This is a genomic window from Priestia sp. SRI_019, assembly GCF_057586255.1.
In genome coordinates this window covers 200,575-224,238 of the sequence record NZ_JBYCZN010000004.1, presented here as the reverse complement: position 1 = coordinate 224,238, position 23,664 = coordinate 200,575, and the positions used below count along the sequence as shown (strand labels likewise).

The 23,664-nt window shown below is 38.0% G+C and carries 23 protein-coding genes; 18 read left to right on the top strand and 5 right to left on the bottom strand.

Going from position 1 to position 23,664, the window contains the following annotated elements; genetic code table 11:
• Positions 1–70 precede the first annotated feature (70 nt).
• From AC2YJL_RS22035 to fabZ, 16 genes are all read left to right on the top strand, one after another.
• Positions 71–589: a F0F1 ATP synthase subunit B gene (locus tag AC2YJL_RS22035; RefSeq protein WP_013085463.1), complete on the top strand. Its 519-nt coding sequence runs from the start codon at positions 71–73 to the stop codon at positions 587–589.
• On the top strand, positions 586–1,131 hold the full coding sequence (locus AC2YJL_RS22030; protein ID WP_230933803.1) for a F0F1 ATP synthase subunit delta: 546 nt from the start codon (positions 586–588) through the stop codon (positions 1,129–1,131). The genes AC2YJL_RS22035 and AC2YJL_RS22030 overlap by 4 nt, the downstream gene beginning before the upstream one ends.
• Positions 1,132–1,146: 15 nt before the next feature.
• Entirely contained in the window at positions 1,147–2,655 is a 1,509-nt protein-coding gene (gene atpA / locus AC2YJL_RS22025; protein ID WP_013085461.1) for a F0F1 ATP synthase subunit alpha, read from the top strand.
• A gap of 105 nt (positions 2,656–2,760) precedes the next feature.
• The gene (locus AC2YJL_RS22020; RefSeq protein WP_013059800.1) at positions 2,761–3,618 is read left to right on the top strand and encodes a F0F1 ATP synthase subunit gamma; all 858 of its coding nucleotides are present in this window, start codon (positions 2,761–2,763) and stop codon (positions 3,616–3,618) included.
• A gap of 36 nt (positions 3,619–3,654) precedes the next feature.
• On the top strand, positions 3,655–5,076 hold the full coding sequence (gene atpD / locus AC2YJL_RS22015) for a F0F1 ATP synthase subunit beta (protein WP_013059799.1): 1,422 nt from the start codon (positions 3,655–3,657) through the stop codon (positions 5,074–5,076).
• 26 nt (positions 5,077–5,102) lie between these two features.
• The gene (locus AC2YJL_RS22010) at positions 5,103–5,507 is read left to right on the top strand and encodes a F0F1 ATP synthase subunit epsilon (RefSeq protein WP_028411988.1); all 405 of its coding nucleotides are present in this window, start codon (positions 5,103–5,105) and stop codon (positions 5,505–5,507) included.
• Positions 5,508–5,781: 274 nt separating this feature from the next.
• Complete coding sequence (locus AC2YJL_RS22005; RefSeq protein WP_013059797.1) at positions 5,782–6,018, top strand: DUF1146 family protein; 237 nt, start codon at positions 5,782–5,784, stop codon at positions 6,016–6,018.
• A 160-nt stretch (positions 6,019–6,178) separates the two neighbouring features.
• Entirely contained in the window at positions 6,179–6,919 is a 741-nt protein-coding gene (locus AC2YJL_RS22000; RefSeq protein WP_230933802.1) for a YwmB family TATA-box binding protein, read from the top strand.
• Between the two features lie 31 nt (positions 6,920–6,950).
• The gene (gene murA, locus AC2YJL_RS21995; protein WP_013059795.1) at positions 6,951–8,255 is read left to right on the top strand and encodes a UDP-N-acetylglucosamine 1-carboxyvinyltransferase; all 1,305 of its coding nucleotides are present in this window, start codon (positions 6,951–6,953) and stop codon (positions 8,253–8,255) included.
• Between the two features lie 162 nt (positions 8,256–8,417).
• Positions 8,418–9,440 (top strand): stage II sporulation protein D, encoded by a 1,023-nt coding sequence (gene spoIID / locus AC2YJL_RS21990; RefSeq protein WP_195695684.1) that lies wholly within the window; start codon positions 8,418–8,420, stop codon positions 9,438–9,440.
• Positions 9,441–9,602: 162 nt separating this feature from the next.
• A complete protein-coding gene (gene spoIIQ / locus AC2YJL_RS21985) occupies positions 9,603–10,433 on the top strand; it encodes a stage II sporulation protein SpoIIQ (RefSeq protein WP_251568947.1) in 831 nt (276 codons plus the stop codon).
• Positions 10,434–10,708: 275 nt separating this feature from the next.
• A complete protein-coding gene (gene spoIIID / locus AC2YJL_RS21980; RefSeq protein WP_013059792.1) occupies positions 10,709–10,972 on the top strand; it encodes a sporulation transcriptional regulator SpoIIID in 264 nt (87 codons plus the stop codon).
• A 186-nt stretch (positions 10,973–11,158) separates the two neighbouring features.
• A complete protein-coding gene (gene mreB / locus AC2YJL_RS21975; RefSeq protein ID WP_013059791.1) occupies positions 11,159–12,160 on the top strand; it encodes a rod shape-determining protein in 1,002 nt (333 codons plus the stop codon).
• 114 nt (positions 12,161–12,274) lie between these two features.
• On the top strand, positions 12,275–13,099 hold the full coding sequence (locus AC2YJL_RS21970; protein WP_028409694.1) for a flagellar hook-basal body protein: 825 nt from the start codon (positions 12,275–12,277) through the stop codon (positions 13,097–13,099).
• A 23-nt stretch (positions 13,100–13,122) separates the two neighbouring features.
• Positions 13,123–13,944 carry a flagellar hook-basal body protein gene (locus tag AC2YJL_RS21965; RefSeq protein ID WP_195695686.1) on the top strand — a complete coding sequence of 274 codons (822 nt, stop codon included), beginning with the start codon at positions 13,123–13,125 and terminating at the stop codon, positions 13,942–13,944.
• 83 nt (positions 13,945–14,027) lie between these two features.
• Entirely contained in the window at positions 14,028–14,462 is a 435-nt protein-coding gene (gene fabZ / locus AC2YJL_RS21960) for a 3-hydroxyacyl-ACP dehydratase FabZ (protein WP_013059788.1), read from the top strand.
• Between the two features lie 28 nt (positions 14,463–14,490).
• Here fabZ and AC2YJL_RS21955 read toward each other — a convergent pair whose 3' ends face one another.
• Both AC2YJL_RS21955 and AC2YJL_RS21950 read right to left on the bottom strand, forming a co-directional pair.
• Complete coding sequence (locus AC2YJL_RS21955) at positions 14,491–14,913, bottom strand: helix-turn-helix domain-containing protein (protein WP_195695687.1); 423 nt, start codon at positions 14,911–14,913, stop codon at positions 14,491–14,493.
• 523 nt (positions 14,914–15,436) lie between these two features.
• Positions 15,437–15,874 carry a YwpF family protein gene (locus AC2YJL_RS21950; protein ID WP_193426642.1) on the bottom strand — a complete coding sequence of 146 codons (438 nt, stop codon included), beginning with the start codon at positions 15,872–15,874 and terminating at the stop codon, positions 15,437–15,439.
• Between the two features lie 96 nt (positions 15,875–15,970).
• Here AC2YJL_RS21950 and ssb point away from each other — a divergent pair, with 96 nt between their 5' ends.
• A complete protein-coding gene (ssb, locus tag AC2YJL_RS21945) occupies positions 15,971–16,333 on the top strand; it encodes a single-stranded DNA-binding protein (RefSeq protein ID WP_136790294.1) in 363 nt (120 codons plus the stop codon).
• Positions 16,334–16,856: 523 nt separating this feature from the next.
• Here the strand turns inward: ssb and AC2YJL_RS21940 are convergent.
• The 3 genes from AC2YJL_RS21940 to AC2YJL_RS21930 form a co-directional block, all read right to left on the bottom strand.
• Complete coding sequence (locus AC2YJL_RS21940; protein WP_195695688.1) at positions 16,857–17,906, bottom strand: C40 family peptidase; 1,050 nt, start codon at positions 17,904–17,906, stop codon at positions 16,857–16,859.
• A 297-nt stretch (positions 17,907–18,203) separates the two neighbouring features.
• Positions 18,204–20,834: a DEAD/DEAH box helicase gene (locus AC2YJL_RS21935; protein WP_195695689.1), complete on the bottom strand. Its 2,631-nt coding sequence runs from the start codon at positions 20,832–20,834 to the stop codon at positions 18,204–18,206.
• Positions 20,827–22,389: a replication initiation protein gene (locus tag AC2YJL_RS21930; protein ID WP_251568948.1), complete on the bottom strand. Its 1,563-nt coding sequence runs from the start codon at positions 22,387–22,389 to the stop codon at positions 20,827–20,829. The genes AC2YJL_RS21935 and AC2YJL_RS21930 overlap by 8 nt, the downstream gene beginning before the upstream one ends.
• 241 nt (positions 22,390–22,630) lie before the next feature.
• Here AC2YJL_RS21930 and galU point away from each other — a divergent pair, with 241 nt between their 5' ends.
• Positions 22,631–23,515 (top strand): UTP--glucose-1-phosphate uridylyltransferase GalU, encoded by an 885-nt coding sequence (galU, locus tag AC2YJL_RS21925; protein ID WP_029319374.1) that lies wholly within the window; start codon positions 22,631–22,633, stop codon positions 23,513–23,515.
• Positions 23,516–23,664 lie beyond the last annotated feature (149 nt).

The following is a 23,664-nucleotide window of genomic DNA, read 5'->3' as shown; positions in this document are numbered from 1 at the left end:
AGAACCTTCGCCATTACTTTATGTCTTTAATAAGTAAATTATATATGTGGAGTCTCTGAAGGGAGTGAACATGGCCGTGTCGAACATGTTTGTGTTAGGAGCAGCAGGCATTAATGGTGGAGATATTCTTTTCCAATTAGTGATGTTCCTTATCCTACTTGCGTTACTTCAAAAATTCGCGTTTGGTCCTGTAATGGGAATCATGAAAAAACGTGAAGAGCATATTGCCGGTGAGATTGATGAAGCAGAAAAGCAAAATGAGGAAGCGAAGAAGCTTGTTGAAGAGCAGCGTGAAATCTTAAAGCAATCTCGTCAAGAAGTGCAAGTAATGATGGAAAACGCTAGAAAGTCTGCAGAAGATAAAAAAGAAGAAATCATTGCGGCAGCACGCGAAGAGTCTGAGCGTCTAAAAGCTGCAGCAAAACAAGAAATCGAACAGCAAAAAGATCAAGCAGTTGCTGCGTTACGTGAGCAAGTTGCTTCATTATCTGTTTTAATTGCGTCGAAAGTTATTGAAAAAGAACTTTCTGAACAAGATCAAGAGAAGTTAATTCATGAATATATCCAAGAAGTAGGGGATGTACGATGAGTCAACCAGCTGTAGCCAAGCGCTATGCACTAGCTCTTTTTCAATTAGCAACAGAAAAACAGATGATCGATGAAATGCAAGACCAGCTACAAATCGTTGAAGAGGTGTTTGCTAAAACACCTGAATTAATGGATGTATTAACTCATCCAAAAATTACAATTGAGCGAAAAAAACAGTTTGTAAGTGAGGCATTTGCTGAACTTTCATCAACTGTTCAACATACGGTTCTTCTATTATTAGAGCGTCACCGCATTCAAATTGTTAGCGAAATGGTACAAGAGTATCGTTTCCTAGCGAACGAAGTACGTGGCGTGGCAGATGCAACTGTTTATTCTGTCAAACCTTTAAGTGCAGATGAGAAAAGAGCAATCTCGCAATCATTTGCTTCTAAAGTTGGAAAACATACGTTAAATATTTCAAATATAGTAGATAAAAGCCTAATCGGCGGCGTGAAGCTTCGCATTGGTAATCGTATCTATGATGGCAGCATTAGCAGCAAATTAGAAACGATCCAACGAGGACTTCTTGCACACAGATCGTAGATAGGGGTGAAATTCATGAGCATCAAAGCTGAAGAAATTAGTGCGCTGATCAAGCAGCAAATTGAAAACTATCAGTCTGAGATTAAAGTGAGTGATGTAGGTACTGTTATCCAAGTTGGGGACGGTATCGCACGTGCTCATGGCCTCGACAATGTCATGGCTGGAGAACTGGTTGAATTTTCAAATGGTGTCATGGGAATGGCACAAAACTTAGAAGAAAACAATGTAGGTATCATTATTTTAGGACCATATACGGAAATTCGTGAAGGTGACGAAGTTCGCCGTACAGGACGCATCATGGAAGTTCCAGTAGGGGAGCAGTTAATCGGTCGTGTTGTTAACTCATTAGGTCAGCCAGTAGACGGATTAGGCCCAGTAGAAACAACAAAAACACGTCCAATTGAAGGTGCTGCACCTGGCGTTATGGATCGTAAATCAGTACATGAGCCGCTTCAAACAGGTATCAAGGCGATTGACGCACTTGTGCCGATCGGTCGTGGACAGCGTGAGTTAATTATCGGTGACCGTCAAACGGGTAAAACATCGGTAGCAATCGATACAATCTTAAACCAAAAAGATCAAGATATGGTATGTATCTATGTAGCGATTGGCCAAAAAGAATCAACAGTTCGTAACGTAGTAGAGACATTACGTAAACACGGTGCTCTAGATTACACAATCGTTGTAACAGCATCAGCTTCACAACCAGCTCCACTATTATTCTTAGCGCCATACGCTGGGGTAACAATGGGTGAAGAGTTTATGTATAACGGTAAGCACGTACTTGTTATTTACGATGACTTAACAAAACAAGCATCAGCTTATCGTGAACTTTCATTACTATTACGCCGTCCTCCAGGTCGTGAAGCGTATCCAGGGGATGTATTCTACCTGCACTCTCGTTTATTAGAGCGTGCGGCAAAGTTATCGGACGCAAAAGGTGGAGGTTCATTAACAGCTCTTCCATTTATTGAAACGCAAGCAGGAGACGTATCTGCTTATATCCCAACGAACGTAATTTCGATTACAGACGGACAAATTTTCTTACAGTCAGATCTATTCTTCTCAGGCGTACGTCCTGCGATTAATGCTGGTCTTTCTGTATCACGTGTAGGGGGATCTGCACAAATTAAAGCGATGAAAAAGGTAGCAGGTACACTGCGTCTAGACCTTGCATCTTATCGTGAGCTTGAATCGTTTGCTCAGTTCGGTTCTGATCTTGACCAAGCAACTCAAGCAAAATTAAATCGAGGAGCGCGTACAGTTGAAATCTTAAAACAAGGTTTACACAAACCGCTTCGCGTAGAAAAGCAAGTAGCTGTGCTTTACGCATTAACAAAAGGTTTCTTAGATGATGTTCCAGTATCAGATATTACACGCTTTGAAGACGAGTACTTAACATGGTTAGAATCAAACCGTAAAGAAGTACTTGAATCAATCCGTACAACTGGTGGCCTTCCTGAAGCTGGCGTATTCGAATCAGCACTTGAAGAATTCAAGAAAACATTTATTGCATCTGAATAATATATTGTCAGCATGGTATGTTAAGACAATCTTTCAATAAGGTGAAGGTGAACATTTGTTCACCTTTCATACCACGTGATCTTCTAAAACAAGGTGGTGAAACCTTTGGCATCATTACGTGATATACAAACTCGAATCACATCGACGAAAAAAACGAGCCAGATTACGAAAGCAATGGAAATGGTTTCAGCTGCAAAGCTGAATAGAGCGGAACAAAATGCAAAATCGTTTGTTCCATACATGGAAAAAATTCAAGAGGTAGTCTCAAGCGTAGCCCTAGGCAGCAGAGGCGCTTCACATCCAATGTTAACTGCGCGCAGCGTGAAGAAGACTGGTTATATCGTAATCACTTCAGATCGCGGTCTAGCAGGAGCATATAACAGTAATATTTTGCGAAAAGTATCTCAAGCTATTGAAGAACGCCATCAATCACCTGATGAATACGGTGTGATTGCAATTGGACGAGTAGGGAGAGATTTCTTCGTAAAACGCGGTATTCCGGTTTTGCTTGAAATCACAGGCCTAGCAGATCAGCCAGCTTTTGCTGACATTCAAGGAATCGCTTCACAAACAGTTCAAATGTTTGCGGACGGTACGTTTGATGAACTTTACTTATACTACAATCACTTTATCAATACGATTTCACAAGAAGTGACGGAGAAGAAGCTATTGCCTCTAACAGATCTTCAACCTTCTGGTAAACTTGTTGGTTATGAATTTGAACCATCACAAGAAGAGATTTTAGAAGTATTACTTCCTCAGTATGCAGAGAGTTTAATTTACGGCGGCCTGCTTGATGGAAAAGCAAGTGAGCATGCTGCTCGTATGACAGCGATGAAAAGTGCAACAGACAACGCAAAAGATCTTATCAACAATCTTACATTGTCATATAACCGTGCACGTCAAGCGGCAATTACCCAGGAAATTACGGAAATTGTTGGCGGAGCGGCAGCGTTAGAATAGAAAGTTTAATGGAAAAGCAAGTTAGGAGGGAACACGATGACAAAAGGACGCGTTACTCAAATCATGGGTCCGGTTGTAGACGTAAAGTTTGACAACGGACACCTTCCGGCAATTTATAACGCCCTTAAAATTTCACATAAACCGAGCAGTGCAAGTGAAGTTGCAATCGAATTAACATTAGAAGTTGCGATTCACTTAGGTGATAACACAGTTCGTACAGTAGCAATGTCATCCACTGACGGCTTAGTTCGTGGATTAGAAGTAGAAGATACAGGTGCAGCAATCTCAGTACCAGTTGGTGACGTTACGTTAGGTCGTGTATTTAACGTATTAGGTGAAAAAATCGACTTAGACGCCCCAATCGATGCAGGTGCACGTCGTGATCCAATCCACCGTCAAGCACCAAAGTTCGAAAATCTATCTACACAAGCTGAAATTCTTGAAACAGGTATTAAAGTAGTAGACTTATTAGCTCCTTACATTAAAGGTGGAAAAATCGGTCTATTCGGTGGTGCCGGTGTAGGTAAAACAGTATTAATTCAAGAATTAATCAATAACATTGCTCAAGAGCACGGCGGTATTTCAGTATTCGCTGGTGTAGGTGAGCGTACGCGTGAAGGTAATGACTTATACCATGAAATGACAGATTCTGGTGTTATTAAGAAGACGGCTATGGTATTTGGACAAATGAATGAGCCACCTGGTGCACGTCAACGTGTTGCATTAACAGGATTAACAATGGCAGAATACTTCCGTGACGAACAAGGTCAAGACGTATTATTCTTTATTGATAATATCTTCCGTTTCACACAAGCGGGTTCAGAAGTATCAGCATTACTTGGCCGTATGCCATCAGCAGTAGGTTATCAGCCAACATTAGCGACAGAAATGGGTCAGCTTCAAGAGCGTATCACGTCAACAAGCGTAGGTTCTGTAACATCGATTCAAGCGATTTACGTACCAGCCGATGACTATACGGATCCAGCTCCAGCGACAACATTTGCTCACTTAGATGCAACAACAAACTTAGAGCGTAAATTATCAGAGATGGGTATTTACCCTGCGGTAGATCCATTAGCATCTACATCTCGCGCTTTATCTCCTGAAATTGTTGGAGAAGAGCACTATGCAATTGCGCGTCAAGTTCAACAAACGTTACAGCGTTATAAAGAGTTACAAGATATCATTGCAATCCTAGGTATGGATGAGTTATCTGATGAAGATAAACTTGTTGTACAACGTGCTCGTCGCGTTCAATTCTTCTTGTCTCAAAACTTCCACGTAGCAGAACAATTTACAGGTCAAAAAGGTTCTTATGTTCCTGTAAAAGAAACTGTTAAAGGATTTAAAGAGATATTGGAAGGTAAATACGATCATTTACCTGAAGATGCTTTCCGTTTAGTTGGTCGCATTGAAGAAGTTATTGAAAATGCGAAACGTATGGGAGTAGAAGTTTAATTTAAGGGACATAGGAGGTTTTTTAAATGAAGACAATCCATGTCAGTGTAGTGACTCCTGATGGCCCAGTTTACGAATCAGAAGTGGAAATGGTAAGTACCCGAGCACAGAGCGGTGAGCTTGGTATTTTACATGGCCATATTCCGATGGTTGCTCCTTTACAAATTGGAGCCGTCCGCTTGAAGAAAGCAAGCAGTACAGAACTTGTGGCTGTTAGCGGAGGATTTCTTGAAGTAAGACCTGACAAAGTAACAATTCTTGCACAGGCTGCTGAAACAGCTGAAGCGATTGACGTAGCTCGTGCAGAAGAAGCGAAAAAGCGCGCTGAAATGCGCCTTGATAGCAAACAAGACGACGTTGATGTTAAGCGTGCTGAAATTGCCTTAAAACGGGCAGTCAATCGTTTAGATATTAGTCAACGTAAGTTCTAAAAAAAGCCCTCTCAAACGAATGAGAGGGCTTTTTTGCTCTATTATACAAAAGAGGAAGAGCAAATAGCAGTCATCTATGATTATATATTCCATTCAACTAAGCGCATCCATCTTCTTTATTTTGCTCAATAGTGGAAAAGGATCTTAAAATAGGGAATAAAATAAATGTTTTTCATGTTACCGTTTACGAATTTGCATAAGTGTGCTTTAATATGAAAAGAAGAGACGATGATCGTCTCTTCTTTTCATATGGTGTTTAAAAGGAGTGCTTTTATTGTTTGGAGGAATTGAACAGCAAACGTTACTAACCATGATTTCACATTTGATTTTTATTGTGATTACTTGGTATGCTTTGCAAGGCTTTCAAATTGAAAAGCTGATGAAACCTAATCATGTGTTTCAAGCAAAATTAATGCTTATTTTATTGACCATTACGATTTCATCAACAGTAAGTAATTTCTTTTTGGATTATTTATTTTGGTCACAGCGCATTCCCTCATTTTTTCAATGATTGGCCAGCTATGAGTCTATGATAAAATAGACGTTCATTCATTGAAGATATACGAATTTATACGCTAATGTATGTCGCTATGTCTAAATATGACGACCCTTTTCATGTATGTATCATCGCCTTCTGGAAAGACTGGTGAGTACGGAGAGGGAGTGGCGAAATGTTTAAAAAAATTAGTGTCTTTTTGGCTATTTTCATTACTGGCTTATTCGTATATCATGGAAGTTATGTGAGCAATGCCCAAAACAATGAAACTACTATTGAGAAGATTGTTCACACCTTAAATAAGCAGCATGTTTCGTTAACTGAAGTATCGTTGTATGCAAGAGAAGAAGTAAAAGCTGTCACTGACCAAAAAACCTTTGATTCGCAAGCTAAAATTATTAAAAGTAATTTTAGAGGTTTTAAATGGGAAGTGAAGAGGGAAAGAGACCTATGGAAAGCAATAGGTACACGCAAAAGTGAAGATGTGAACGAAGTCATTCTGTTAACTTATGCGATCGATGAACACAGCAATGCGTACATATCGTATCATGTAACGGGACAAGGTTTAAAAGAAAAAAATATGACCCATTTTCAAAATGTATTTCAGACAAATTATGAAAAAATTTTCCTATCAGAACCCATAATTTTCTCTTGTGCAACAGGGGAAATCAATGATAAGATGGAAAGTGTTTTGTCTGTTGAAATTCAAGACCTATTACGAGCTTTCAATGCTAAACCAGTGGAATCTCTAGTGGAAGAGTCATTTACCTCTGTTTCAGCATATACTGGACTGTGGAAAGAAGCTCTTCAAACGAAAAAGCAGGAAATGAACTTACAAATTGCATTACGCAAGACAAGAATGGGCGGTCAAACAACCATAGTTGTTGGCACACCTATCATTACGTCTGAATATTAATATAGAGAAAATGGACGCGGAGGGGAATACCTTGGAAAAAATCATCGTCCGCGGTGGAAATAGATTAAGCGGTACAGTTAAAGTTGAAGGAGCAAAAAACGCCGTTTTACCTATTATCACTGCAACCTTATTAGCTAGTGAAGGAAAAACAATTCTAAATGATGTACCAGCTCTCTCCGATGTATTTACGATTGGCGAAGTTTTAAGACATCTGAATGCAGAAGTAGATTTTGAAACAAATCGTGTAGTTGTAGATGCATCAAGAGAGTTAAAAACAGATGCACCTTTTGAATATGTAAGAAAAATGCGCGCTTCAGTACTTGTAATGGGTCCTTTATTGGCGCGTACAGGTGAGGCTCGTGTAGCTTTACCTGGCGGATGTGCGATTGGATCAAGACCGATTGACCAGCATCTTAAAGGCTTTGAAGCAATGGGTGCTAAAGTTCAAGTAGGAAATGGTTTTATTGATGCAAAAGTTGAAGGAAGACTAAAAGGTGCTAAAATTTATTTAGACTTCCCAAGCGTAGGTGCCACAGAAAATATTATGATGGCAGCAGCATTAGCGGAAGGCACTACAATTATGGAAAACGTAGCAAAAGAACCTGAGATTGTCGACTTAGCAAACTTCTTAAACGCAATGGGCGCTAAAGTTCGCGGTGCAGGAACTGGTACGATCCGTATTGAAGGTGTTAATAAATTATATGGTGCAGAACATGCAATTATTCCAGATCGTATCGAAGCTGGAACATTCATGGTAGCAGCAGCTATTACAGGTGGAAACGTACTTGTACGCGGTGCAGTAGCAGAGCACATCAGTTCACTTGTTGCTAAAATGGAAGAAATGGGTGTTGAAATTACTGAAGAAGGCGACGGCTTACGTGTTGTAGGACCTGAAAAGCTAAAATCAGTAGATATTAAAACAATGCCTCATCCAGGGTTCCCTACGGATATGCAATCTCAAATGATGGCATTATTATTAGCAGCAGAAGGCACAAGTATGATTACAGAAACAGTTTTTGAAAACCGCTTTATGCACGTAGAAGAGTTTCGCCGCATGAACGCTGATATTAAAATTGAAGGGCGCTCTGTTATTATTAACGGACCTTCTCAACTACAAGGCGCTGAGGTAGCAGCAACAGATCTTCGTGCAGCAGCAGCGTTAACATTAGCAGGACTTGTAGCAGACGGCTATACGCGTGTAACGGAATTAAAACACCTTGATCGTGGTTATGTAAATTTCCACAATAAATTAGCCGCTTTAGGCGCTGATATTGAACGTGTAAATGACGAAACAAAGCAAGTAGAACAAACTCAACAGGCTTCAGACGTGAAGTAAATAGGTCACAAAAAAAGCATCTCATAGAGAGATGCTTTTTTTGTCGTTGGACGACCCTTATGGCCGGTTTGCTGTCATAAAAGGTTGTCCACCTCCATACATATGGAATATAGGGATATAGGTGTTCCTTGTCAAAATAATAGATATGGAGGCTAGGCGTTCATGAAACAAGCAAAGCCAATCGTCGTACTAGGAGTCATCTTTTTTTTCGTTGTGTTACTCATCCCAACACTTCTCGTTGTTCCTTTTACTGAAAAGACAGATGGAAAGCTACATGAAAATGTCAAACAGACCCCACAAACCGAAAAACTACAAAAAGTGACAGCGTCTCCTCTTGACGTCAGTGTTTATCGTACGGAAACGAAAAAAGTAGAAAAACTGCCGCTCGAAGACTATCTTGTAGGGGTAGTAGCAGCTGAAATGCCTGCTACTTTTGAGCTTGAAGCACTTAAGGCTCAAAGTTTGGCAGCCAGAACCTATATTGTGCAAACTATGATGAATGGAAATAGTCATCTTCCCCAAGGAGCGGATGTGACTGATACCGTAGAGTACCAAGTATATTTAAATAAAGATGAGCTAAGAAGCAGATGGAACAAAGACTATGATTGGAAAATCAAAAAAATTCAAGAAGCAGTGAAGGACACCCAAGGTCAAATTCTTACGTATAAAAATAAGCCAATTAATGCTACGTTCTTTTCTACCAGCAATGGTTACACTGAAAATTCAGAAGCGTATTGGAAGAATTCCATTCCTTATCTAAAAAGTGTAGCTAGTCCATGGGATAAAAAGTCCCCTGAATTTACAAATCAGAAAGTAATGTCTGTTGCTAGCTTTGAACAGAGGCTTGGAGTGAAATTAACAAACAGTGGATCAGTAGGTGAAATCGTCTCTAGAACGCCGGGGCAGCGAGTAGATTACGTAAAGATAAACGGTAAAGAACTGTCGGGGAAAGATGTTCGGGAAAAACTGGGTTTATCGTCAGCCGACTTTCATTGGACAAAAAAAGGTAATGAAATTGTCATCAATACAAAAGGATATGGACATGGTATTGGGATGAGTCAGTACGGAGCAAATGGTATGGCACTGGAAGGAAAAACGTATAAAGATATTGTTACTCATTATTATACAGGTGTTGCGATTACCCCTAACGATCAGTTTGTTGCACAATTGACAGCTAAACGCTAATTCAAAGACCCTTATAGCAGGGTCTTTTTTTATGGTTTTCACTTTTTTTAAATAAAATGTATATTTTAGATTCATCTGTTGAAAAATAATCGAAAAAAATTTTTTATCGCTGTGTATATATTCATTCAATTGTGTTCAGACTGATTGCTGAGGTGATGATATATGAGAGAGGAAGAAAAGAAACGTACTTCTCCAAAATCGAAAGTTCAAAAATTAGTTAGAAAGCGTTGGGTGTTCCCGGCTATCTATTTAGCGAGTGCAGCAATTATTCTTACAGCAGTCCTTTGGTTTCAAGCTAATGGAAACGATATTAGCAAAGAAGACAAAAGCGGCTATAGCCAAGACGGTACGGCTTATCGAGACGACGCTGTAGAGGTAAATGCTTCGCTTGAAAATTTAAAAATGCCAGTTGCTAGTGAAGCATTAGCTGTCGTGAAAAAGCCTTTCTACGACGATCAAGCATCTGAAAAACAGCAAGAAGAAGCACTAGTTTTCTACAACAATACGTATCATCCAAACACAGGTGTTGACTTAGCTGTTAAGGGAGATAAATCATTTGATGTTGTAGCAGCAGCTAGCGGTACAGTAACAAAAGCAACAAAAGATCCTTTACTAGGTTATGTAGTAGAAATTGATCACAAAGATGGTTTAGTAACACAGTATCAATCTCTTGAGAAAGCTGATGTAGAAGTAGGAGATATTGTTAAACAAGGCCAAACGATCGCAAAAGCTGGAAAAAGCTTATATAATCAAGAAGCAAAAACACATGTGCATTTTGAAGTTCGTAAAGATGGTGTAGCGATTAATCCAAGCAGTTATTTTGGAAAATCTGTTAGTTCTATCAAAGAAGTCAAAGCAGCTGAAGTGACAGAACCAAAAGACGACTCTTCTTCTGAAGAATCAAAGGATAGCGAAAAGTCATCTGATGAAAAGACTAAAGAAGATAAAGATTCAAAACAACCTTCAACAGATACGTCTAAACCAAATGCATAAGGCAAGACCATAAATACGAAAAGAAGCTGGATAAAATCGAGCTTCTTTTTTTATGAATTTTTCTAAAATGAGATGCATTATGTTAAAAAAGTAAATAAAAAACACTAAATTTTCAAAAAAATATAAGAAATCACTTGTCCTTACTGACTTTTCTAGCATATATCTGCACACAAGCTAATAAACTGTTACAAACCTATAAAGAGAATGTTAGAAAAGGGATAATATATACATTCCCTTGGATACTTCTCATATCCAATTTGGGGAGGGCGAGTAGTGTGCACGATTACATCAAAGAGAGAACTATCAAGATTGGAAAGTATATTGTAGAAACAAAGAAAACAGTTCGTGTAATTGCGAAAGAATTTGGCGTTTCGAAAAGTACTGTCCATAAAGATTTAACAGAGCGTCTACCAGAAATAAATCCTGAGTTAGCAAATGAAGTAAAAGAAATTCTTGATTACCATAAATCTATTCGGCATTTGCGTGGAGGAGAAGCAACAAAATTAAAGTACAAAAAGGAAGAAGAAACTGTAAAATGAAAAAATGCCCAATATTGCCTTTTTTATAGAGGTAGTATAGGGCATTTTATTTTTTGGATAAAATAGGTATATAATAAATATTTTTGCTAATAACAACATACATATACAAATTGTGATAAAATAGTAAATTAGGAAAAAAGAATGGTTATCATGCAAAGATATGTAAATAGAAGGAGGATTTAAGGTATGTTAGCAAAAGACATTGGTATCGATTTAGGTACAGCTAACGTCTTAATTCACGTTAAAGGCAAAGGAATTGTGTTAAATGAACCGTCTGTTGTGGCGATTGATAAAAATACAAATAGAGTGCTAGCAGTAGGGGAAGAAGCGAGACGTATGGTAGGAAGAACGCCCAGTAATATTATTGCCATTCGTCCCTTAAAAGATGGTGTTATCGCTGACTTCGAAATAACAGAGTCTATGCTCAAACACTTTATTAACAAATTAAATGTAAAAGGTTTTTTATCCAAGCCTCGCATTTTAATTTGTTGTCCAACAAATATTACTTCTGTTGAACAAAAAGCAATTCGCGAAGCTGCTGAAAAGAGCGGTGGGAAAACCATTTATTTGGAAGAAGAACCAAAAGTCGCGGCTATTGGCGCTGGAATGGATATCTTTCAGCCGAGCGGAAATATGGTCGTAGATATTGGTGGAGGTACAACCGATGTGGCCGTCCTTTCAATGGGCGATATCGTAACAGCAGCTTCTATTAAGATGGCTGGTGATCGTTTTGATGCCGAAATTTTGCAGTACATTAAGCAAAAATATAAGCTCTTAATTGGAGAGCGTACAGCAGAAGAAATTAAAGTGAAAATTGGTACGGTGTTTCCTAAAGCGCGTAATGAAGAGCTAGACATTCGAGGGCGAGACATGGTTTCAGGCCTACCACGTACGGTTACTGTTTATTCTGAAGAAGTAGAGGAGGCACTTAGAGAGTCTGTCAGCGTCATTGTACAAGCTTCGAAAAGTGTATTAGAGCGTACACCTCCCGAACTTTCTGCCGATATTATAGACAGAGGCGTTATTTTAACTGGCGGTGGAGCATTGCTTCACGGTATGGATCAGCTGTTAGCGGAAGAATTAAAGGTGCCTGTGCTAATTGCAGAAAATCCAATGGGTTGTGTAGCTGTTGGAACAGGTATTATGCTCGATAATATTGATAAACTATCTCGTCGCAATATTGTTTAAATAAATGAAGACTCCTCTATTGGCTCGTTTCATACAGAGGAGTCTCTTCTTTTATCTATTATACTCTGTGAACTAGCTCTAACGAACAACGTTTACTTGTAAGGAGGATGAAGTATGTTTAAAGGGTTTTACACGGCAGCAGCCGGTATGCTGTCTCAACAGCGTCAAACTGACTTATTAACGAATAACATAGCAAATGCTAATACGCCAGGATTTAAAGCAGATCAAGGTACGTTAAAGGCATTTCCTGATATGTTGCTGCAGCGAATGGAATCTGAAGATTTACCTACTGAACGTAGCATCTCTGTTCAGAACAAAAAAGACATAGGTGCGATTAATACAGGCGTGTATATGCAAGAAACAGTTCCAAATTTTACACAAGGTGATCTTCAGCAAACATCTCAATCAACTGATATTGCATTGATGGAGCAAAATATGCCTACAAAAGAGGGCGGACTATTTTTTGTGGTACAAAGCCCTGATAATACGCCTCAATACACAAGAAACAGTAATTTTACATTAGATCAGGAAGGTTTTTTAACTACGTCTACCGGAGCTTATGTATTAAATACAAATAATCAACCGATTCAACTAAAAAGTGAAAACTTTACAGTTGATTCACAAGGTAACGTAACAGAAAATAATCAGCAGGTTGCACAAATCGATATTGCTTATGCTAGTGATTTACAAACGATTAAAAAGACAGGGAATGGATTGTATGAAACGCTGAACAATCAGTCTTTGCCTTCAGCAAGGAATAACCCAGGCATTTCTTATCAGTTAAAGCAAGGATTTGTTGAACGTTCCAATGTAGATGCTGCTCAAAGTATGACTGATTTACTAACGGCTTACAGAGCTTTTGAGGCAAATCAAAAAATAATGCAAGCTTACGATAGGAGCATGGATAAAGCGGCAAATGAAATTGGGCGTGTGCGCTAAAAGTAACAGGGGAGATGAGAAGGATGAACCGTACAATGATAACAGCGGCCAATACGATGGGACAGCTGCAGCAGCAGCTTGATGTCATTGGTCATAATCTATCTAATACAAATACGACAGGATATAAAGCGAGAGATGCTTCATTTAATGATATGCTGTATCAACAAGTAAACAATCAAGAAGACAAGGGAACAGAAAAGCGGCTTACGCCAGCCGGAATTCGGCAAGGCACAGGAGCTTATTTAGATCAAACGAGCCTGAATATGACGCAGGGTGCTTTTCAGAATACAGATAAACTATTAGATGTAGCTGCATCTAATCCAAACGTTTATTTTCAAGTTGCCGTAAAAGATTCCCAACAGCCTGTACAATATACGCGAGATGGTTCTTTTCATCTTAGCCCCGAAGGCCCGAACAATGTTAAATTAGTAAACGGTTCTGGTCAGGATGTGCTGGGGGAAAATGGTCAAGCTATTATTTTCAGTAACGCGCTCAAAGATATACAAATTGATGGAAGTGGAACGATAACGGTTACTACGAATACGGGCGTTGACCAGTTTACCCTTGGGTTAACAAATGTCCAAAAACCGCAGGTGCTAGAAGCTAAAGGAGAAAATCTATTTGCCTTTCCAGCAGGGATGAACCAACCGAATATGTTTACAGATTTGACTGGAAAACCTCGAGAAACAGCAGGCGTAGAGCAAGGAAAACTGGAACAGTCAAATGTAGATTTGAGCAAAGAACTCACTGATATGTCCATTGCTCAACGTGCGTATCAATTTAATTCCCGCTCTATTTCAATTGCAGATCAAATGATGGGCTTGGTTAATGGAATCAGAGCTTAAGCAAGTAGTTGCTTCTCAATTGAGCATTCTGTATATTGATAATAGTATCGTATGTTACATGCGGTTTGAAAGGAGACTTATTTATGCTTGATATTGAACAAATTAAAGAAATTATTCCACACCGATATCCATTTTTATTGGTCGATCGTATTTTAGAAGTGGAAGAGGGAAAAAAAGCAGTTGGTTTAAAAAACGTATCTGCCAATGAAGAATTTTTTAACGGGCATTTCCCTGACTATCCTGTGATGCCAGGGGTTTTAATTGTAGAAGCTTTGGCTCAGGTAGGAGCAGTAGCTATGCTAAAAAAAGAAGAAAATCAAGGACGTTTAGCATTTTTTGCAGGCATTGACAACTGCCGTTTTAAAAAGCAAGTAAGACCTGGTGATCAACTGCGTTTAGAGGTTGAAATTGTACGTGCGCGTGGATCTATTGGCAAAGGAAAAGGTATCGCAACTGTAGATGGAGAGTTAGTCTGCGAAACAGATATTATGTTTGCTTTAGGCGATAAAAAAGAATAGTACATAAGAGCTGCTGATGCAGCTTTTTTTATTGGCGCTGCAAAGCAGAAAAAAGTTTCCTTAATAAAGGTATAATATCCGTTAGCAACTCTTTTTGAAGTGTTGGTGACAGAGATGAAAATTGTAAGAGCACATGTTTCAATAAGGGCTGTTTATCTATGAGGGTTAAAATGGTATCGTCTTGTGAATCCGATTCACATTTTCTTGTTAAGTAAAGAAGTTGGAAGTCATGTAAATGATCTTGTTTATAAGAGGAAGGCTCAATAAGTTGGTCCAGCGTAATTTGAAAACAATTACATAGAGATAAAAAATCAAAAATGGAAGGCGTTTGTTTCGAACATTCCCATTTTGAAATAGTTGTACGAGAAACATTCAACTGATTTGCTAATTCTTCTTGTGAAAATCCTCCTTTTAGTCTGAACTGTTTAATTCTTTCTCCAAAATCCTTCATATGCATCACCTGATTTCGTAAAGATAAATATATGTCTTATTGTTCGAATGTAGTTCATATTCTTTATAACATGCTGAATTCGCACAATATGAAACATATACACTTTACCTTCTGCAATAAAGGGAATAAAACCTGTTTTTATTTCTTTTTTTTCTCTAAAAAGATTCATTTTTCTGCATGGATATAAAAAAAAGAACAAAAATAAAGGTTTTTATAGTAAAAAAATCCTATTTTTTGTTCGGTATATTGAAAAAAATGGTTGAATAACGGGGAAAAATGCATTAATATACGAATTACAAAGAAAAAGGAGTGAAAAAATGACAAATTTTTATTTGAAAAGGCAAGGCGCTCGCATAAGAGATAATCGTTTCAAACGTTCTAGTTGTGCTCATTTATTTTTAGGAAAAAAAGAAAGGTACCTCTCCAGTGAGTTCTCTTTTCTTTACCCTTCTCATGGACCAACGAAAAAGACCGCAAACAATAATCCTCTCTTTTAAACCCAGACACCTTGAGATGACTTGACTTATTTTTTAGATGTACTTTTTATCGGTCTGTTTCGAAGCTGCAGTTTGAACTGTTGAAGTAAATCTTGACCTGATAACCCTTGGTTAATTAAATCCTCTAAGAGCATTTCAGCATAATGAAGTCTCCGTTCTTTTAAAACACCTTTCATCAACAAACTAATACGATTTTCACCAATTGAAGTAATGGAAGCCACGGTAGCTATAAAGGTAGCCGGATCATTTGTTTCTTTCGTAATTTTAGCTTCTACCGTCATTTTTTGTTTATCTTTCAACAAAACATGAAATTCATCGTACCATTTCTTATCGATAACTGCTTCTAAAATCCAGTTATTTTCGCCGTCTTCTTTATTAATAATAAGGCCATTAGTGAGTGAGACAGACTGACGCTTTTCTTGATCATCAACAAATTGAAATGACACAAGTTTAAATGTTTTCATTGATGTTTCCTCCTTTACGTAAATAGTAGGTTATCCATATTATAACATGAATGAGCTTAAAGATTCCCATTATTCAATCAGTTGGAGTGGTAGACTATGATTAACCATATTGTTCTTGTAGGAAGACTGACAAAAAAGCCTGAGCTTAGATATACCCATGAAGGGATTGCAGTATCTACTATTACTTTAGCAATTAATCGAACGTTTCGAAATGTTGAAGGTGAATATGATGCTGATTTTGTCAACATTACTCTGTGGAGAAAAAATGCAGAAAATACGGCTGCTTACTGTGATAAAGGAGCGGTTGTAGGTGTAGTGGGGCGTGTACAAACGCGCACATTTGAAAATAATCTTCAGCAACGAGTATATATGACCGACGTTGTGGCTGATGCTGTTAAGTTTTTAAGTGGAAAGCCATCCGATTCTTCTTCATTTGATTCAAATCAGCAAGAAGAATGAAGTTATCTAGCATGAAAGGGGGTGATTAGTTCGGCTAAGGTTCTAAGTCCTCTTATCTATCATAATAGAAGATAGATCCTCTTTAAGAGCAACAAGGCTCTTTCTATATTCTCAAGAGAGAAAATTAAAGTATTTACTATCCCCGAACTATTCCTCTATTTCAGCCGTTAAATCATTTAACGGTTTTTTTCTGTATATAAGAGATTGAGACGTAACTGAATCAATGCAATCTAAAGACAAACAAATGGGGTGAGCTAGTATAGGTCACTTGTTACACCACTGTTGATTTCCGTGCAAGACTTCGCTTTTCGCAGACGGCCGATGAGCCTCCTCGTCACTTGCGCACGGTCTCAGCTATTCTGCTTTTCTCGCAGGAGTCTTCGCTTTGCCCTCCACTCAACAGCTAGAAAACCTACGTCCACCCTACCAATGAAAAGATCCGAACGAGTTTGATTCTCCATCAAGAATCAAACTCGTTCGGATCTTCCTTTAACTAACATAATTTTGTTTCAGCTTTTATCAATTATTTAGAAAATCTTTTTGCACCTAAGTAGCGCTTGCTCCAGTAGCTGTTATCTAGGCTTGCAATGGTTACACCCGTAGAAGATCCAGCATGAATAAATTGACGATTACCAAGGTAAATGCCCATATGCGTAGGACCGCTAGAATATGTATTAAAAAATACTAAGTCTCCAGGCTGTGGATTACTGACAGATGTTGATACACTCCAATAACCAGCCGTCGTATAGCGCGTTGTAGAAATTTGTTGTTTCGTTACGTAATAAATGAATCCGCTGCAGTCAAAACCAGAAGGAGTCGTGCCACCCCATTTGTAAGGAACACCTATATAACGTTTTGCATCTGAAATCATTTGCGATACATTTAATTTTCCGTTAGAAGTTGAAGGTGTGGATGTACTTGTTTTTGTTGTTGTTGGCGTAGTTGTTTGGCTACTTTTTGATATCTTTAATTGTTGATTTACATAAATCGTATTAGACGTTAATCCGTTTATTTGTTTTAGCTCACTGACGCTTATGTGAAATGTCGAAGCTATTTTAGATAAGCTATCTCCACGCTGAACTTTGTAAGTTCCGTTTGCATCCTTAGAAGGAGTTTCTGCTGGTTTACTCGTAGTTGGAGTCGGTGCGCTATTGCTTCCATTTACTTTTAACGTTTGGTTAATATAAATAATGTTAGAAGAAAGAGCGTTTAAACGTTTTAATTCTTCTACGCTCATATTAAAACGAGTAGCAACTTTCCAAAGGGTATCGCCGCTTTGAACTTTATAGGTCGAACCAGTAGCAGGAGCTGAAGGCTTTTCTTCCTTATTAGATGGTTGAGAGGTTGAAGCAGAAGGAATCGATAACGTTTGTCCTATGTGAATTGTATTTGAAGATAACTTATTTACGCTTTTTAAAGCGTCTACCGTTGTATGGTATTTGGTAGATAATGACCAAAGTGTATCTCCAGCTTTCACTTGAACAGTTGAAGCAGATGCTTCAGCTGAAGCTTGATATAAGAATGTCCCGCCAACAATGGCGCCTAGAGATAAAGCGAGCTGCCTTTTTTTCATTAATAAATCCCCCTAATTATGTAAATGTTTCGTGTTTATTTTTCCAATATGTCTATTAAATTACAAAAATATTATATGTATAAATATGCTGGAATTTAAAGAGAAAGTAAAGGGTCTTTTTCGCTATAAAAATACCTTTTTATTCAAAAAACGCTATTTATTGCGCTTTTTGTATCTTTATCAGTAGCTGTAGAATGATTTACACTTATTTTTTTGTGTCGAATGATCTAATAAAAAAAGAGGACAAGTAAAAAAGTCCTCTTTTTAGTAACGCTGTAACACATTTTATAATTTTTCTTATTCATTTCTGTATGCAAGAAGCTCTTGTAGTTCGTTATTAGAAAGTTCTGTTACCCATTGATCTCCTTGGATGAGTTCATTGTTTAGATGTTGTTTTTGATTGATCACTTCATCAATTTTTTCTTCAATCGTTCCTCTTGTAATAAACTTATGAACATGAACAAATTTATTCTGCCCAATTCGATGGGCGCGATCGGTTGCTTGGTTTTCAACGGCTGGGTTCCACCATCGGTCAAAATGAATAACGTGATTTGCAGCTGTTAAATTCAATCCAGTTCCACCTGCGCGAAGAGAAAGGATAAAGATGGCTTTTTTCCTTGCTTGAAATTGAGCAACCATTTCATCTCTTTGTTCTTTCGACAAACTTCCGTGGAGGAATAAAACCGGCTCGTTGATTTCTTTTTCTAAGGTTCTTTGCAGCATGAGTCCTGTTTCAATATATTGAGTAAAGATTAAACAGCTTTCTTGCTGTGTGCGAATGCTCTCTACGAGTTCAATAATTTTTTCACTCTTATGAGATCGCCTTACCGTTTGTTTAGCTGGACTTTCCTTTAAGTACAAAGCTGGATGATTGCATAATAATTTTAGCTTATTTAGTGTTTGCAAAATCATGCCTTTTCGTTCAAATCCTGTTTTTTCCTCTGTTTCTTGAAGCATTCCTTGAACTAGCTCCTGGTAAAGTGAAGCTTGTTCCGCTGTGAGCGGGATATATTCTTTTTGTTCTTGTTTATCAGGCAGCGAGCGGGCAATGTTTTTATCTTGTTTTGTTCTTCTCAATAAGAAAGGTTGAATGAGTGCTTTAAGCTCAACAGTTCGTTCAGGTTTCTCGCCTTTTTCAATGCCTGCTACAAATCGGTTTTTAAATGAATTGATTGTTCCTAAGTAACCAGGATTGATGAATTCAAATAATGACCATAGTTCCAGCAGACGGTTTTCAATTGGAGTTCCAGTAAGCGCAATTTTGTGTCTTCCTTGCAGCTGACGGATGGCTCTCGCCTGTTTAGTCTGCGGGTTTTTAACATGTTGTGCTTCGTCTAAGGAAATGCTGTTCCACATAAATCCTTTCAGCAATTCGACATCCAAAAGAGCAACTTGATAAGTCGTGATCACAACGTCAGTACTTTCACATATTTTCTCAAATGCGTATCCGTTGGTTCTTTTCGGCCCGTAATGAACATGAACACGAAGAGAAGGGGCAAATTTCTGTAATTCTTTTTCCCAGTTTCCAATTAAAGAAGTTGGGCAAACGATAAGAGAAGGAGAGCTGTGTAACGGATGAATATTTGTTAAATAACTAATTAATTGAATAGTTTTACCTAGCCCCATGTCATCTGCTAGACATCCTCCTAAGTTAAACTTTCTTAGAAACATGAGCCAATTCAAACCTTGCTGCTGATAAGGTCTTAATGCACCTTTGAATTCAGAGGAAGGCAGCACTTCCGGCAGCCGTTCTAAATCCGTTAAGGATGTAATAAATGATTGAAAGGAAGCGGGGAGTTGGAACTCAACTTTTACCTCTTCTTCATCAGTTTTACTGTCTGCCATGTAGGTTAGCTTCGTTTTTAAAATTTCATGAATGGAGACGCCTTTTTTACTAGCTTCTTTAACAATTTTCTGCGCTTGTTTAATTAATCTAGAATCCAGTTGAATCCACTGTCCGTTAATAGATAATAATCGGCGTTTTTGTTCGACTAATTTCCGAAACTCTTCTTCTGAGAAAGTTTGATCACCAATAGAAAATGACCAGCGGAAGCTGCTGATAGCTTGTTTACCAAACAATGCAGATGAAGTATTTTCTATAGCGCCAGATACTTTGATGGTGGCTTTTTTTAATGATTCCCACCAGCTTGGCAAATGGATAGAGACACCTTGTTTAATCAATGCTGCACTATCTTGAGTTAGAAATTCCCATACTTCCTCGTCTGTTAGAACAGACTGAATAAACGCTCCTTTTTGGTATAAAGTAGGAGCCAATGCTTTCCATCGTTCGTGTTCGTAAGCGATATATGATTCGTAGTGGTTCCACTCTTTAGGAAGCGTTCTTCCCAGTACAAAAGGTTCTTTGGCTTCATCGTGGGGAATCACGAATGTTTCAGCTGTCCATACATCTCCATCGGTAGCTGGCTCTACAATACGCAATGAAAGGTCAAAGGGAGGATTATAGCTCTCGCCTTCTATGCTTATTAAAAAGTCCTTTCCTTCTTTTTTTAGTAGGCTCTCTTTAATTTGTGCTCGCCACTCTTGCTCATCAGCTTGTGAAAGCGATCCAGTCATTTGTTTTTTAAAAGGAAGAGAATGAAATTTCCCTTGGATAATCCTCTTTGTCATATCGACTGCAATTTGCTGATAAGCTTCCGCTGAAGCGGACAAAGCCGGTTTCAACACATGCTGTTGAATAGGTGATTGTATGAAAGTGAACATTTGCCATGCAGAAAGAAGAATTCCTTTTTTTCCATTAATCTCAACCTGTGTAGCTTCGCTTCCGTAATAGGTCTGTTCATGCCATAGAAACAGCGCATCTTTCCATGTATCAGGGAGCAAAATTTGGCCGCTAGGTGATACACAGTAGAGAAAAAAGTCACCGTGTACAGGTTCGACTTCAAGTGTTAAATGAAACAAATCAAACATTCAGTAAATCTCCTTTTTCTAATAGTTGTTGAAACGCGCGCTGTTTCTTCGTTTTTATCGCTAATTCTTCTATATAATGTTCCCATAGTAGAGAGCGATTCATTTGTAGATAAAGTCTCTTTAATTCTTGTAAGTATATATAGGCTTCTTGATAACTGCTTTTCTTTTTTTCATAAATTAGCTTTGAAATCATTTGATGGTAAAGAGGAATAACCAGCTTTTCATCTTTTTGTTTTAAGGCTTCTATCGTTTGCTCATCATATTTGATACTGTCATATTGAAGAAGCACCTGTAATTCAACCCACTTTTTCAATTGGTCAGAAGCATATAGAAAATCACTGTATTCAATAAAACTATAGGGAAGTAACGTTTGCAATGCTTCAGTATACAAAGTTTGATCGTTCGTTAAGTCTTTATAGTGCTGAAATAAATTTACAATCATGGAGACCATGTTTCGGCTTCCTTGATAAGTAGTCGGAACGGTGCGTACGTAATCTCCTATATAGACCATTATATAAGAGCCCCACTGAGCAAAGCGGCCAGTTTCTTTTTCGTGCAATAAATCATTTAACCAAGGAATAAGATAGGGAATCATTTGTAAGGTTTCATCGCTCAAACGTTCTTTTGCTTCGTCATCTTTTTCTTGAAGGAATAAAAGATAGGAAAGAGCTGTATTGTTTATAAAAGAACCGTGCTTGACTTTTAATTCGCGTTCCTCAGTTTTTCGCCACTTTTCTAACGTGAAGACTTTTTGCCAAATAACGCGATAAATCTCAATACGTTCATATTGTAAAGGCATATCTTTATGCAATAATTCTCGGATGTATGGAATGCTGTCCTCCATAATAGATAATGCATCTCCATCGTATTTCGTTTGCTTTAATGAATCAGCGGTAGCATAAATTTCATTTGTTATTTTGTAGACGTGACTATATACAAATGATTCCTCGATGTTAGTAGAAAGCTGATGTGCCTGTAATTGAGCTGATAGTTTATAGAATGTATGAACCGCTCCATACATACAAAATAAAGCATAAAGCAATGGGTGCTCAGGAGCCTTTTTCACTAAAGCACGGTAATAGTACTGATAATATTCATGATAAATGGAACGGTCATTTTCGTTCCGCCCCTGCATAAAAAGCGTATACTGCTCCTCAAAAGTTTGTCTCCACTCTTGAAAAGTTGTCTTCGGCTTTTTTAACACTTGTTTGGCAGATAGCATAGTCAAAGCTGCTTTTCCATGGTTTCGCCATTCTTTGAATAGGGGCGCAAGCGGTTCTATTAATGAATACATATAAAAAAACGCTGCAAAGCAGTGTTCACAAAATCCGTTATGCTGACAAGAACAGGTACTTTCAGGGAGCAACTGCTTGTTTAGTTCAACATAAAACGAATCAATTTTAATGTTTAATATCTGTTCGTCATTGTGCAAAATGAAGAATGAATGGGTACGGTAAAGGTCTAGTCCTGCTTGTGCATTCGTACGATAGCGTGCATCACTGTACGGGAAATGATGTATAAATTGGTGCTGTAAGTGATCTGAAAACGAACTCATAATCCCATTCCTTTCTATATATAAGTGGAGCATAAAATTATATTTATAAGTGATTAATTTTCTTTTCATTATAAATGATAAAAATAGAATTATACAAAATCTTTTGTTATGATAAAGCAGAATCCAACATGACTCTTTATAAAAAGAAATGGATTCCACATGACTTTGTGTACATACTCAATCGCAGACTTACTATACTATAACCAATAAGCACGATTGACATTGACAGGAGGAAAAGTAAGTGAAAATTCGTAAAGCTATTATTCCAGCAGCTGGATTAGGGACACGCTTTTTGCCGGCTACAAAAGCGCAGCCTAAAGAAATGCTGCCAATTGTAGATAAACCAACGATTCAATACATTGTGGAAGAAGCAGTAGCATCAGGTATTGAAGATATTTTAATTGTAAGCGGTCGCGGAAAACGAGCAATCGAAGACCATTTTGATAAATCATATGAGTTAGAAGAAACATTAGCCGCAAAGGAAAAGTGGGACATGCTCGAGGAAGTGCAGGGGATTTCGAATTTGGCTAATGTTCACTACATTCGTCAAAAGGAACCTAAAGGATTAGGTCATGCCATTCACTGTGCAAGAAGTTTTATCGGAGATGAACCTTTTGCTGTTATGCTAGGCGACGATGTAGTTCAATCAGAAACCCCTTGTTTGAAACAGTTAATGGACGTATACGAAAAATATGAATGCGCTGTAGTTGGTGTACAAGAGGTGCCTAGAAAAGAAACTTCAAAGTACGGAATTGTAGGTCCTAAAGGAGAGCCTCTTGAAAAAGGATTATTAGACGTAGAAACGCTCGTTGAAAAACCGAATCCAGAAGAGGCCCCTTCAGGCTATGCAATTATGGGACGCTATATTTTAACACCGGAAATTTTTGATATCTTAAGCAGAGAAGAGATTGGTGCAGGAGGAGAAATTCAATTAACAGATGCTATTTTACGCCTGAATGAATTTCAACGTGTTCTTGCTTATTATTTCGAAGGAAAACGTTATGATGTTGGAGATAAATTTGGGTTCATTAAAGCAACGATTGATTTAGCTCTGCAAAGAGAACCGCTGCGAGAAGAGTTAGTGAGCTATTTTAGAGAAATTGTCGAAAAAGAAGGGCATATGTAAAATATATTTACTGGGGGAACTATTGGGAATCAAGGAGATTTTCAATAGTTCTTTTGGGTTAGAGCTCTTTGTACAAAAGATGGTTATATCGTTTATTGATGAATTCTCATAAAATGTTACATAATAATAAGTAAAAGAAATTATTTCAT